Source organism: Burkholderia sp. APQ4-4ca, assembly GCF_057837105.1.
In genome coordinates this window covers 144,474-157,744 of the sequence record NZ_JBYQCG010000212.1, presented here as the reverse complement: position 1 = coordinate 157,744, position 13,271 = coordinate 144,474, and the positions used below count along the sequence as shown (strand labels likewise).

The following is a 13,271-nucleotide window of genomic DNA, read 5'->3' as shown; positions in this document are numbered from 1 at the left end:
CGATACGAACGTAGGAGATTTCAGTGAGCCGAAACGCCATTCAGTGGACCGGGGTTTTCCCGGCCGTCAGCACCCAGTTCAAGCCGGACTTTTCCCTCGACATCGACGCCACGCACCGCGTGGTCAAGAACCTGGTGAACGACGGCGTGTCGGGCCTCGTGGTCTGCGGCACGGTCGGCGAAAACACGTCGCTGTCGACGAGCGAAAAGCTCCAGGTGATCGAGGCCGCACGCGACGCGGCCGGCGGCAAGATTCCGGTGATCGCCGGCATCGCCGAATTCACGACCGAATTCGCGCGCAATACGGTGCGCGAAGCGCAGCGCGTCGGCGTCGACGGCGTGATGGTGATGCCCGCGCTCGTCTACTCGGCGAAGCCGCACGAAACCGCCGCGCACTTCCGCGCGGTCGCGACGAGCACCGACCTGCCGGTGATGGTCTACAACAACCCGCCGATCTACAAGAACGACGTGACGCCCGACGTGCTGATCGCGCTGCAGGATTGCGAGAACATCGTCTGCTTCAAGGATTCGTCGGGCGATACGCGCCGCTTCATCGATCTGCGCAATGCGGTCGGCGATCGCTTCGTGCTGTTCGCGGGCCTCGACGACGTCGTGGTCGAGAGCATCGCGGTCGGCGCCGAAGGCTGGGTGTCGGGCATGTCGAATGCGTTCCCGAAGGAAGGCGAGACGCTGTTCCGCCTCGCGAAGCAGAAGCGCTTCGACGAAGCGCTCGCGCTGTATCGCTGGTTCATGCCGCTGCTGCACCTCGACGCGCGCCCCGACCTCGTGCAGTGCATCAAGCTGTGCGAGGAACTGGTCGGCCGCGGCAGCGCGGTCACGCGTCCGCCGCGCCTCGCGCTGCAAGGCGACACGCTCGCGGAAGTGAAGGCCATCGTCGCGAAGGCGCTCGACACGCGCCCGGCGCTGCCCGACGTCGGTCTCTGATCGACGCCCCGCGGCGGCGCACGGGTTTGCACCGTGCGTCGCCGTCCGCGGTCCGGCATGGCTCGCGGCCCCGCTCACCCCGGCGCCAGCCCGCGCCGCGCGTGAACGGGCCGCGGCCCGCCCCGGTCGTTCGAACCGGGCGACGCCGGCCGGCAGGCGTGCGCACTGCTCCGTCGGAGCGCGCGCCACGCGCGCCTGCACCGACATTCCCCCAGGAGACACGCCCATGCCAGGCCAAGGCAATGCACACCCGTCTGTCCCGCTTTCCCGTTCCGCGCGCCCCGGCGCGGGTCACGGCAAGTTCAAGAAACAGCTGTCGCTGACCGATCTCACGTTCATCGGTCTGGGCGCCATTTTCGGTTCGGGGTGGCTGTTCGCCGCGAGTCACGTATCGACGATCGCGGGCCCGGCCGGCATCTTCTCGTGGCTGCTCGGCGGCTTCGCGGTGCTGCTGCTCGGCATCGTCTACTGCGAACTCGGCGCCGCGCTGCCGCGCGCGGGCGGCGTGGTGCGCTACCCGGTGTTCTCGCACGGCCCGCTGCTCGGCTACCTGATGGGCTTCATCACGCTGATCGCCTTTTCGAGCCTGATCGCGATCGAAGTCGTCGCCGCGCGCCAGTACGCGGCCGCGTGGTTTCCGGGCCTGACGGTCGAAGGATCGAGCGACCCGACCACCGTCGGCTGGCTCGTGCAGGCCGCGCTGCTCTGCTTCTTCTTTTACCTGAACTATTCGAGCGTGAAGACGTTCGCGAAGGCGAACAACATCATCAGCGTCTTCAAGTTCATCGTGCCGCTCGCGGTGATCGGCGTGCTGTTCACGTTCTTCAAGCCCGCGAACCTGACCGTGCACGGCTTCGCGCCGTTCGGCATGCCGGGTATCGAGATGGCCGTGTCGGCCGGCGGCATCATCTTCGCGTATCTCGGGCTCACGCCGATCGTGTCGGTCGCGAGCGAGGTGCGCAATCCGCAGCGCACGATCCCGATCGCGCTGATCCTGTCGATCCTGCTGTCGACGCTGATCTACGTGCTGCTGCAACTTGCGTTCATCGGCAGCATTCCCACCGACATGCTCGCCGCCGGCTGGCACGACGTGAGCAAGGCGTTCTCGCTGCCGTACCGCGACATCGCGCTTGCGCTCGGCGTCGGCTGGCTCGCGGTGATGGTCGTCGCCGACGCGATGATCTCGCCGAGCGGCTGCGGCAACATCTACATGAACGCGACGCCGCGCGTGGTCTACGGCTGGGCGAAGACGGGCACGTTCTTCAAGGTGTTCACGCGCGTCGACGAAGCGTCGGGTATCCCGCGCGCGGGCCTGTGGCTCACGTTCGGCCTCGCGATCTTCTGGACGCTGCCGTTCCCGTCGTGGGAAGCGCTGATCAACATCGTGTCTGCCGCGCTGGTGCTGAGCTATGCGGTCGCGCCCGTGTCGGTCGCCGCGTTGCGCCGCACCGCGCCCGAGCTGCCGCGACCGTTCCGCGCCAGCGCGTTCGGCCTCACCGGCCCCGCGTCGTTCGTGATCGCCGCGCTGATCGTCTACTGGTCGGGCTGGAGCACGGTGTCCTGGCTGCTCGGGCTGCAGATCGCGATGTTCGCCATCTATCTCGCGTGCCGCCGCTGGGTGCCGACCGCGCACCTGAGCCTCGCCGAGCAGGTGCGTTCGTCCGCGTGGCTGATCGCGTTCTATGCGGCGATGATCGTGCTGTCGTATCTCGGCGGCTTCGGCGGCACGGGCCGGCTCGCGCATCCGTACGACACGGTCGTCGTCGCGGCCGTCGCGCTCGTCATCTACTACTGGGGCGCGAATACCGGCGTGCGCGCCGACAAGCTGCAACTCGACGACGACGAGGACTGACGCGCCCGCGCACTTTTCCCGTCCTTTTCCCCTTCCATCGGCCGGGCGCACCACGCCCGGCCCTGCTTTTTCCGAGGAAAACCATGCAACTCACAGGTCAGCTCCTGATCGGCCAGTCGGCTGTCACCGGACAGAACGGCACCCTCCACGCAATCGCCGCCGCCACCGGCGAACCGCTCGACCCCGCGTTCGGCGGCGCGAGCCTGCACGATCTGGAAACGGCGTGCGCGCTCGCCGACGATGCGTTCGACACGTATCGCGAAACGTCGCTCGAAGCGCGCGCCGCGTTCCTCGACGCGATCGGCCGCCGCATCATGGCGCTCGGCGACGACCTGATCGAGCGCTGCGTCGTCGAAACGGGGCTGCCGCGTGCGCGCATCGAAGGCGAACGCGGCCGCACGGTCGGCCAGCTCGCGCTGTTCGCGTCGCTGGTGCGGGACGGCGGCTTTCTGGACGCGCGGATCGACCCGGCGCGCCCCGAGCGCAAGCCGCTGTCGCGCGTCGACCTGCGCCTGCGCAACGTCGCGGTCGGGCCGGTGGCCGTGTTCGGCGCGTCGAACTTCCCGCTCGCGTTCTCGGTGGCCGGCGGCGACACGGCGTCGGCGCTGGCGGCCGGCTGCCCGGTGATCGTCAAGGCGCATTCGGCGCATCCGGGCACGTCGGAACTCGTCGGCCGCGCGATCCAGCAGGCCGCGCGCGAATGCGGGATGCCGGCCGGCGTGTTCTCGCTGCTGTTCGACGCATCGCGCGAGATCGGCCAGGCCCTCGTCGCCGACCCGCGCATCAAGGCCGTCGGTTTCACCGGCTCGCGCCGCGGCGGCGTGGCGCTGATGCATATCGCGGCGGCGCGAGCCGAGCCGATTCCGGTCTACGCGGAAATGAGCTCGATCAATCCCGTGCTGCTGTGTCCCGCCGCGCTGGAGGCTCGTCATGACACCATCGCACCGCAGTTCGTCGCGTCGCTCACGCTCGGCGCCGGCCAGTTCTGCACGAATCCGGGCCTCGTGCTCGCGGTCGACGGCCCCGCGCTGCGCGCGTTCGAAGCCGCGGCGGCCGACGCCGTGCGTACCGTAGCCGCGCAGACGATGCTGACTCCGGCCATCCACGCGAGCTATGCGCTAGGCGTCGCGGCGCTGCGCGATCACGCGGCCGTCGGACTGCTGGCCGAAGGCGTCGGAGGCGGCCCCCATCAGGCCCGCGCGGCGCTGTTCGCCACCTCCGCCGACGCGTTCATCGCCCACCCCGAACTGCGCGACGAAGTGTTCGGCCCCGCGTCGCTGATCGTGCGCTGCCCGGACGCCGACACGCTGCATCGCGTGCTGAAATCGCTCGAAGGCCAGTTGACGATCGCCGCGCATCTCGCCGACGGCGACGCGGCGCTGTTCGCCGCGCTGCGTCCGACGCTCGAACGCAAGGCCGGCCGCATTCTCGTCAACGGCTTCGGCACGGGCGTCGAAGTCGGCCACGCGATGGTGCATGGCGGCCCGTTCCCGGCGACGTCCGACACGCGCACGACGTCCGTCGGCGCGCGCGCGATCGAGCGCTTCCTGCGCCCCGTGTCGTACCAGGACGTACCGGACGCGCTGCTGCCGGACGCGCTCCGCAGCAGCAATCCGCTGCACGTGCCGCAACGCATCGACGGCGTGCCCGCCGCGCGCGAGGTGGAGCATGTCTGAGCACACCGCCGAAGTCGTGCTGTCGCTCGACGAAGTCCACGCGCTCGCGCTGCGCGTGCTGACGCACCACGGGATGTCCGACGCGCATGCGCGGGCCATCGCCAACGTGATCACGCAGGGTCAGCGCGACGAATGCCATTCGCACGGCGTGTACCGGCTGCTCGTCTGCGTGCGCTCGCTGAAGCAAGGCAAGGTCGATCCGCAGGCCGTGCCGACGTTGCGCAAGCTGTCGTCGTCGATCGTCACGGTCGACGCGCATCGCGGCTTCTCGCTGCTGAGCTTCGAAACCGGACTGCCCGTGCTCGTCGAGATGACGAAGCAGCACGGCATCGCCGCGATGACGATCAACCGCTGCTACCACTTCTCCGCGCTGTGGCCCGAGGTCGAGGCGATCGCGGCCGAAGGGCTGGTCGGCATCGCGATGAACCCGAGCCATAGCTGGGTCGCGCCGGAAGGCGGCCGCGAACCGGTGTTCGGCACCAACCCGATCGCGTTCGCATGGCCGCGCCCGGGCGGCGAGCCGTTCGTGTTCGATTTCGCGACGAGCGCGATCGCACGCGGCGACATCGAACTGCACGCGAAACAGGGCAAGGCGATTCCGGCGCACTGGGCGATCGACGCGGACGGCCAGCCGACCACCGACCCGAAGGCCGCGCTGCAAGGCGCGATGCGCACGTTCGGCGGCCACAAGGGCTCGGCGCTCGCGGCGATGGTCGAGCTGCTCGGCGGCGCGCTGATCGGCGACATGACGAGCCGGGAATCGATGGACTTCGACGAAGGCGTCGGCGCGACGCCGTGCCACGGCGAACTCGTGATCGCGTTCGATCCGAAGGTGTTTCTCGGCGACGATCTCGACGCGGGGCTCGCGCGCGGCGAGCGGATGTTCGAATCGATCGTCGCGCAGGGCGCGCGGCTGCCGTCGCAACGGCGCTTCGACGCCCGCGCGCGCAGCATCGCGAACGGCGTGCGGATTCCGAAGCCGCTATACGACGAGATCCTGACGCTGCTCGACTGACGCGCGATCGAGCGGCGCGACGCGGCTCCGTCGTCGGGGCAACCGGCGATGAAGCCGCCGCCCGGTTGCGCCGGGGATGGCCTGCGTCGGGCCGCTACCTGCTTGGTGGGCTTGCTGGCCTTGCTGGCCTTGCTGGCCTTGCTGGCCTTGGGGGCCTTGGGGACCTTGGGGACCTTGGGGGGCCTTGGGGCCTCGGTGCACTCGGCCGCCCCACCCGCGCCGCTCGCCCGCTCCCGCCGCCGCCGCCGCGGGCCCGGCGGCTGTGGGATAATCGTGGAGTTTGCCCAGGGCGCAGCTCAAGAGGTTGTTCGCACGGGCGCGAGAGAGGCCTTTATTCCGGTGCCTCCACCCTTTTCCCGCGATATTTCTTCAGCCATCACCATGCCCACTTACCGTTCCAAAACCTCCACCGCCGGCCGCAACATGGCAGGTGCGCGCTCGCTGTGGCGCGCCACCGGCATGAAAGACGACGATTTCTCGAAACCGATCATCGCGGTCGTCAACTCGTTCACGCAATTCGTGCCCGGGCACGTGCACCTGAAGGATCTCGGCCAGCTCGTCGCGCGCGAAATCGAGGCCGCAGGCGGCGTCGCGAAGGAATTCAACACGATCGCGGTCGACGACGGCATCGCGATGGGCCACGACGGCATGCTCTATTCGCTGCCGAGCCGCGACATCATCGCCGACTCGGTCGAATACATGGTGAACGCGCACTGCGCGGACGCGATGGTGTGCATCTCGAACTGCGACAAGATCACGCCGGGGATGCTGATGGCCGCGATGCGCCTGAACATCCCGGTGATCTTCGTGTCGGGCGGCCCGATGGAAGCCGGCAAGACGCGCCTCGCGAACCCGGTCACCAAAGCCATCGAACTGAAGAAGCTCGACCTCGTCGACGCGATGGTGATCGCGGCCGACCAGTCGTATTCGGACGCCGACGTCGCCGAAGTCGAACGCTCGGCGTGCCCGACCTGCGGCTCGTGCTCGGGCATGTTCACCGCGAACTCGATGAACTGCCTGACCGAAGCGCTCGGCCTGTCGCTGCCCGGCAACGGCACGGTGGTCGCCACCCACGCCGACCGCGAACAACTGTTCAAGCGCGCCGGCCGCCGCATCGTCGAACTGACGCGCCAGCATTACGAGCAGGACGACGAACGCGTGCTGCCGCGCTCGGTCGGCTTCAAGGCATTCGAGAACGCGATGACGCTCGACATCGCGATGGGCGGCTCGACCAACACGATCCTGCACCTGCTGGCGATCGCGCGCGAAGCCGGCATCGACTTCACGATGAAGGACATCGACCGCCTGTCGCGCATCGTGCCGCAGCTGTGCAAGGTCGCGCCGAACACGAACAAGTACCACATCGAGGACGTGCACCGCGCCGGCGGCATCATGGCGATCCTCGGCGAACTGGACCGCGCCGGCAAGCTGCACACCGACGTGCCGACCGTGCACGCGCCGACGCTGAAGGATGCGCTCGACCAGTGGGACATCGTCCGCACGCAGGACGAAGCGGTCCGCACGTTCTATCAGGCCGGCCCGGCCGGGATTCCGACGCAGGTCGCGTTCAGCCAGAACACGCGCTGGCCGAGCCTCGACCTCGACCGCGCCGAAGGCTGCATCCGCTCGTACGAACATGCGTTCTCGAAGGAAGGCGGCCTCGCGGTGCTGACGGGCAACATCGCGCTCGACGGCTGCGTGGTGAAGACGGCCGGCGTCGACGAAAGCATCCTCGTGTTCGAAGGCTCGGCGCACGTGACCGAATCGCAGGACGAAGCGGTCGAGAACATCCTGAACGACAAGGTCAAGGCCGGCGATGTGGTGATCGTGCGCTACGAAGGCCCGAAGGGCGGCCCGGGCATGCAGGAAATGCTCTACCCGACCAGCTACATCAAGTCGAAGGGGCTCGGCAAGGCGTGCGCGCTGCTGACGGACGGCCGTTTCTCGGGCGGTACGTCGGGTCTGTCGATCGGCCACTGCTCGCCCGAAGCGGCAGCGGGCGGCGCGATCGGCCTCGTGCGCGACGGCGACCGGATCCGCATCGACATTCCGAACCGCACGATCGACGTACTCGTGTCGGACGAGGAACTGGCGCGCCGCCGCGACGAGCAGAACGCGAAGGGCTGGAAGCCCGCGCAGCCGCGTCCGCGCAAGGTGTCCGCGGCGCTGAAGGCGTACGCGAAGCTCGTCATGTCGGCCGACAAGGGCGCGGTGCGCGATCTGTCGCTGCTCGACGACTGACGCGTGAAGGCCGGTCGTGCGAACGGCCTGCCCCGCCCGATCGCAAAGCCGCTCTCCGGAGCGGCTTTTTTTCGTCCGAAGCCCGGCGCGCCCGCGGCGCCGGCGCGATCAGTGCCGGGGTTCGTCCGGGCCGCCGCCACCGCCGCCGTGGTTACCGCCGCCCTGCGGCCGCGCATAACCGCCGCCGCCCCCGCCGCCCTGCCGCACGGGCGGCATCGTGCGGACCTCGCCGCCCGGCGCGGGCGGCGGGCGCAGCACGGCCGGCGGCGGACCGGCGGGACGCGCATTGCCTGCTCCACCCGGCATCGGCGTCGGCGCGGGCGCCGGACTGGCCGGTCGCGCATTGCCGGGCCCGCCCGGCATCGGCGTCGGCGCGGCCGGCGGCGGCATGCGGTTCGCACCGTTCCAGCCGCCGCGCGTCGCCGACGGCCGCGTGTCATGCACGGGCGGCGGGCCGCCCGGCGCGACCTGCATCGGCGCGCCCGGTTGCGGACGCCCTTGCCCAGGCGGCATGCCTCCTGGGCCGAGCCTCGGCTCGGGACGATGCGCCCACCGATCGCGCTCGGGATACCACGGACGGTGCCGGTAATAGCGATCCCAGTACGCGCCGATCGCGAATCCGGTCACCGGCACGCCGATGATCGCGCCGTACTCGAGCAACGGCACGTAGCTGCCCTGGTACGGATAGTCGAGCAACTGCGCATCGATCCAGCCGCGCACGCCCGGCAGCGCGACGTCGCACCACGTGTAGTCGCTCAGGCAGCCGAATACGTCCAGCGCGGTGCCGGGCGGAATCTGCGCGACCACCGGATAATCGGGCGCCGGCCCCGCAAACAACTCGGCCGGCGAGTTCGTGTAAGCGCTGCTCTGCGCATCGGCCACGCCCGGCGCGGCCACGAAGCCGGCCAGGACGACACACAGACTTCGGATAATCGTGTTTCTCATGATGCTCTCCCGCGCCGCGCCGCCGCGCGCCGGTCAGTGTCGATGGCCGCCGCCCCAATGGCCACCACCCCCGCGGCCCCCGCCCCAATGCCCGCCGCCCCACGGACGATGCCAGTAGCCACCTCGCCCGCCCCAGTATCCGCCACCGCCCCAGCGGCCCCAGAAGCCGATCGTCACGGGCGGCCCGTACCAGCCGGAGTAGTACGCCGGGTAGTAATACGGATACGGCGGCGGCACGTAGGCCGGAGCGACATACACCGGCACCGCCGTGCCGGCGTCCACCTGCGCCTGCGGCACGGTCGACGGGGGTGGACCGGGCGCAGTCGGTGCGGCCGGGATCTCGCGCTGCGTCACCGTGGCGGGCACCGGCGCGTAATAAGGTGCATAACCATAAGGGCTCGTGTAGTAGCAGCCGCCAAGCGTCAATGCGGCCAGCGCGACGACGGCGGGCCTCGCGGCGGAAATCGGGTTCATCTCGTACTCCGGCAAAATCCGCGCGCCGCCGCCGGGCGCGCGCGTGACTCTAGCTTACGTCCGCTGCAGATTTCCGCGCGTATGGTCGGTTACTTTTTGTTTCCTGCTCCGGAAGGCTGCGCGGGCACGCCGCGTGCTGGCCCGTCCGCGGCGCCGGCGTTGAAGTTGGCGCAAATGCCCTCAACTTGAACGATGTCGGGCTGACCGGCGCGGACGGGCGTCCGCGACCCACCGGCAACCGCAAACCGGCGAGCTTCGGCCCGCCCTGACAGGAACGCGGCTCGCGCCGCCATCGACATGACTACGCCACGCCCCACTCCCCGGGCGGACACACCGCTCGATCCGATCATCCAGCTGCTGGCGCTCGCCGGCGAGCAGGGTTATCTGACGCACGCCGACCTCGTCGACGCACTGCCGCCCGAAAGCGACAGCCCCGACGCGCTCGAGGTCGTGCGCGCCGCGCTGGCCGACATCGGCATCGCGGTCCTCGACGAGCCGGCCGTGCCTGCACCGTTCGCCGGCGCGGCGCCGGCCGAGGTCGATCGCGACGCGCTCGACGAAGGCCGGGCCATGCTCGGCGACCTCGCGCGCGGCACGAGCGCGTCGACCGATCCGCTCGCGCTCTACATGCGGCGCATGCACGCGGTGCCGCTGCTCACGCGTGAAGGCGAAATCGTGCTCGCGCGCGAGATCGAGACGGGACGACACCAGGTACTGCATGCGATTGCCGGTTATCCGCCCGCGGTCGACGCGCTGCTCCAGCGCCATCGCGCGACGGGTACAAGCGGATCGTCCGATGAAGAGGATGGCGAAACGCCCGCGCCCGCCCGCTACGACGCGCTGCACGCAGCGGTATCGGCGTTGCGCGGCGCATTGCATGCGCAGGGCAGCCGTTCGGCCGAGTACCGCGACGCGCGCAACCACGTGGCGACCCTGCTCGGTTCGCTCGCGTGGGTGGCGCCGGCCGTCGACGACGCGAGCCGTGCCGTGCGCACGCTCGCCACCGCCCGCGACGATCCGTCGGCGGCCGACGACGCCGCGTGCTTCGACGCGGTCGCGCGGCGCGCACTCGCAGCCGCGTTGAGCGACGGCCAGCAGAAAGTGCGCGATGCCACGCGCGCGATGCTGGAGGCGAACCTGCGGCTCGTGCTGTCGATCGCGCGCAAGTACCTGAACCGCGGCGTCGACCTGTCCGACCTCGTGCAGGACGGTTGCCTCGGCCTGATGCGCGCGATCGAGAAATTCGAATACCGGCGCGGGTTCAAGTTCTCGACCTATGCGACCTGGTGGATTCGCCAGGCGATCGCGCGCGCGGTCGCGGATCGCTCGCGCACGATCCGCGTGCCGGTGCACGTCGGCGACCAGTACCAGCGCGTGCAGCGGCATGCGCTGCGCTTTCGCCAGCGCACCGGCCGGCGGGCCACGCCGGCCGAGCTCGCGGCCGAAGCCGGCCTCGACGAAGGCAAGGTGCGCGCGGTGCTCGCGCTGCCGGCCGAGCCGGTCTCGCTCGACACGCCGCTGCCCGACGCGGACACCGGCCTCGTGGAGCTGATCGAGGATCAGGCATCGGCCAGCCCGTTCGAGCAACTGGCCGACACGCGCATGCGCGAATGCGTGCGGGCGCTGCTGCGCTCGGTCACGCCGACCGAGGCCGACGTGCTGCGTCGGCGGTTCGGCCTCGGCGGCGCCGAACCCGACACCTACGACGCAATCGCGCAGGATGCGGGGATGTCGCGCGAGCGCGTGCGGCAGATCGAGAAACGGGCGCTCGCCGCGCTGCGTACGGCCGCCGAGGCCGAGAACGCGCAGTCGTTTCTCGACGCGTAACCGCCTCGCGCAGCGCACGGTCATGCCCCATTCCGGCACGACCGTGCGCTGCGCGCCTGTGTTACGTTTGCCATTGACGCGCATCAAGTTTCCTTGATCGCGCGTCGCGACAATGGTTGACAGCCGACCGGCGCATCGTTCGCCGCGTCCATTCCGTTTGAGCTTTCCGGGTCCCTTGCCATGCAGTCGACCGACAGCCAGACGTACGAGGAAAACCGGCCTGTCGCGGCCTGCCTGCGCGAGGCCGCGCAGTGGCTCGTCGACCAGGGCGCGAACCCTTACCGGGCCGCCGCGTACCGCGCGGCAGCCGATACGGTCGACGCGCTCGACCGCGACATCCGTACCGTGTTCGATACCGGCGGCGTCGAGGCGCTCGGCGCGCTGCCCGGCATCGGCGCGGGCGTCGCGCAGGCGATCGCCGAGCTGCTGGTGACGGGGCGCTGGCGCCAGCTCGACCGCTTGCGCGGCGACGCGGAACGCGCGTCGGCCTTCGAAGCGGTGCCGGGCATCGGCCACGCGCTCGCGCTGCGCATTCACGATGCGCTGCACATCGACACGCTGGAGGAACTCGAGCGCGCGGCCCGCAACGGCCAGCTCGAAACGATCGCGGGCGTCGGCCCGCGACGCGCGGCCGGCATCCGCGCCGCGCTCGACGACGTGCTGAGCCGCCGCCGGCGCTGGCAAGGTCACATGCAACACGCGGGCCGCGGCACGGAACCGCCCGTCGAACTGCTGCTTTACATCGATCGCCAGTACCGCAACAAGGCGGCGGCCGGCGTGCTGCCGACGCTCGCGCACCGGCGCCTGAACGCGGACGGTTACGTGCCGCCACCCGTGATGCACATGACCAAGGGCGGTTGGCATTTCACGGTGCTGAGCCAGCATGCGGCCATGCGCACGCCGGAAGCCGAGCGCCCGACCGACTGGGTTTCGCTCTACTTCTACGACGCCGTGCAATGCGAGCATCAGCGCACCGTGTTCACCGAAACGGACGGCGCGCTCGCCGGCAAGCGGATCGTGCGCGGGCGCGAGATGGAGTGCCGCGTGTATTACGCGGGGTGAATCAGGCGTCGGCGGTTTCGCTGACGTCGAAGGCGGTACGGGCGGCATCGCCTTCTCACGATTCGGCGCGTCGCCGCCGTTAGGTCGCACGTCGCCGCCCTCCTGCCGAACCGCTACCGTATCGCCCGCCTCGCGCCCGCTCGCCGCCTACGCACCTTCCGCCTTCGCGCGGCGCGCCGGATGACGATGCGCGGCAATGCGCAGCAGCTTCTGGAACGACGGGCATTCGAGATGGTTCGCGGCCGGGCACACGGCCGCATGCCGCAGCGCATCGCGCACCGCGCCGAGACGGCGGATCGTGCGGTCGAGCTCGTCGGCCTTCCCGTCGAGCTTCGCACGATCGATCGCGGGCCGCCCGTCCGCGCCGACCATCGCGAGGATATCGTCGAGCGAGAAACCGGCCTCGCGGCCGAGCGCGATCAACGCCAGGCGTTCCAATACCGACGCGTCGTATTGCCGCCGCAGCCCGTGCCGGCCGATCGGAACGATCAGCCCCTTTTCCTCGTAATAGCGCAGTGTCGACGCGGGCAATCCCGTGCGCCGCGCGACGTCCGCAATGTCCAGTCGGCTCATGCTTGACCTCAAGTGAACTTGAAGCTGCAAGATAGTCGCCCGAGTCCATGAAGACAAGCCCGGACCATCATGAAACCGCCGAACCCGCGTCGTATTCCGCTGTACTGCATCGCCATCGCCGCGCGTTGTGGAGGGGCGCGATGAGCACGCCCGACGTCCTGCTCGAACTGCCGTTGATCGGCGCGGGCGCCACGCTCGTGATGGATCTGTGGACGCTGTTCCGGCGGCGCGCGTTCGGCATTCCGTCGCTCGACTACGCGCTGGTCGGCCGCTGGCTCGGCCACATGACGCACGGCCGGTTCCGGCATGCGTCGATCGTCGCCGCCGCACCCGTGCGCGGCGAACGCGCGCTCGGCTGGATCGCGCATTACGCGATCGGCATCGCGTTCGCGGCACTGCCCGTGCTGATCGCCGGCCCCGCGTGGATCAGCGCGCCGACGCTGCTTCCCGCGCTCGTCGCCGGGCTCGCGAGCGTGGTCGCGCCGTTCTTCGTGATGCAGCCGGCGTTCGGCTTCGGTATCGCGGCGTCGCGTACGCCGCAACCGGGCGTCGCGCGCCGGCGCAGCGTCGTCACGCATCTGTCGTATGGGGTGGGGCTCTATCTCGCGGCGTACACGCTCGCGGCGCTGGCCGGATGACCAGCGTGCCGGCGTACGCTCAGC

Annotated in this window: 11 protein-coding genes; 8 read left to right on the top strand and 3 right to left on the bottom strand. The window is 70.0% G+C overall.

All coding sequences use genetic code 11. The features are described from left to right. The first annotated feature begins 23 nt into the window (after positions 1 to 23). The 5 genes from AC3IFE_RS22335 (at position 24) to ilvD (ending at position 7,728) form a co-directional block, all read left to right on the top strand. Positions 24 to 944, top strand: a complete 921-nt coding sequence (locus AC3IFE_RS22335) for a dihydrodipicolinate synthase family protein (protein ID WP_089469594.1) — start codon at positions 24 to 26, stop codon at positions 942 to 944. Between the two features lie 226 nt (positions 945 to 1,170). After that, positions 1,171 to 2,796, top strand: coding sequence for an APC family permease (locus AC3IFE_RS22330; RefSeq protein WP_489191994.1), 1,626 nt, complete (start codon positions 1,171 to 1,173; stop codon positions 2,794 to 2,796). An 83-nt stretch (positions 2,797 to 2,879) separates the two neighbouring features. Next, entirely contained in the window at positions 2,880 to 4,472 is a 1,593-nt protein-coding gene (locus tag AC3IFE_RS22325) for an aldehyde dehydrogenase (NADP(+)) (RefSeq protein WP_489191992.1), read from the top strand. Continuing rightward, positions 4,465 to 5,487, top strand: a complete 1,023-nt coding sequence (locus AC3IFE_RS22320; RefSeq protein WP_489191990.1) for an Ldh family oxidoreductase — start codon at positions 4,465 to 4,467, stop codon at positions 5,485 to 5,487. Before AC3IFE_RS22325 ends, AC3IFE_RS22320 begins: the two co-directional genes overlap by 8 nt. 381 nt (positions 5,488 to 5,868) lie before the next feature. Continuing rightward, entirely contained in the window at positions 5,869 to 7,728 is a 1,860-nt protein-coding gene (gene ilvD, locus AC3IFE_RS22315; protein ID WP_089469590.1) for a dihydroxy-acid dehydratase, read from the top strand. 108 nt (positions 7,729 to 7,836) lie between these two features. Here the strand turns inward: ilvD and AC3IFE_RS22310 are convergent, their stop codons facing one another. Together AC3IFE_RS22310 and AC3IFE_RS22305 are read right to left on the bottom strand one after the other, a co-directional pair. Then, positions 7,837 to 8,673 carry an SH3 domain-containing protein gene (locus AC3IFE_RS22310; protein ID WP_489191988.1) on the bottom strand — a complete coding sequence of 279 codons (837 nt, stop codon included), beginning with the start codon at positions 8,671 to 8,673 and terminating at the stop codon, positions 7,837 to 7,839. 33 nt (positions 8,674 to 8,706) lie between these two features. Beyond that, a complete protein-coding gene (locus tag AC3IFE_RS22305; protein ID WP_089469588.1) occupies positions 8,707 to 9,147 on the bottom strand; it encodes a hypothetical protein in 441 nt (146 codons plus the stop codon). A gap of 297 nt (positions 9,148 to 9,444) precedes the next feature. On the opposite strand from AC3IFE_RS22305, the gene AC3IFE_RS22300 reads away from it, so the two are divergent. Both AC3IFE_RS22300 and AC3IFE_RS22295 read left to right on the top strand, forming a co-directional pair. After that, a complete protein-coding gene (locus tag AC3IFE_RS22300; RefSeq protein WP_089469587.1) occupies positions 9,445 to 10,974 on the top strand; it encodes a sigma-70 family RNA polymerase sigma factor in 1,530 nt (509 codons plus the stop codon). 180 nt (positions 10,975 to 11,154) lie between these two features. After that, positions 11,155 to 12,036 carry a helix-hairpin-helix domain-containing protein gene (locus AC3IFE_RS22295; RefSeq protein WP_489191985.1) on the top strand — a complete coding sequence of 294 codons (882 nt, stop codon included), beginning with the start codon at positions 11,155 to 11,157 and terminating at the stop codon, positions 12,034 to 12,036. A gap of 147 nt (positions 12,037 to 12,183) precedes the next feature. On the opposite strand, the gene AC3IFE_RS22290 is transcribed toward AC3IFE_RS22295, so the two are convergent. After that, a complete protein-coding gene (locus AC3IFE_RS22290) occupies positions 12,184 to 12,609 on the bottom strand; it encodes a helix-turn-helix domain-containing protein (protein ID WP_089469585.1) in 426 nt (141 codons plus the stop codon). 140 nt (positions 12,610 to 12,749) lie between these two features. Here AC3IFE_RS22290 and AC3IFE_RS22285 point away from each other — a divergent pair, with 140 nt between their 5' ends. Continuing rightward, the gene (locus AC3IFE_RS22285; RefSeq protein WP_489191983.1) at positions 12,750 to 13,247 is read left to right on the top strand and encodes a DUF2938 domain-containing protein; all 498 of its coding nucleotides are present in this window, start codon (positions 12,750 to 12,752) and stop codon (positions 13,245 to 13,247) included. Positions 13,248 to 13,271: the final 24 nt, after the last annotated feature.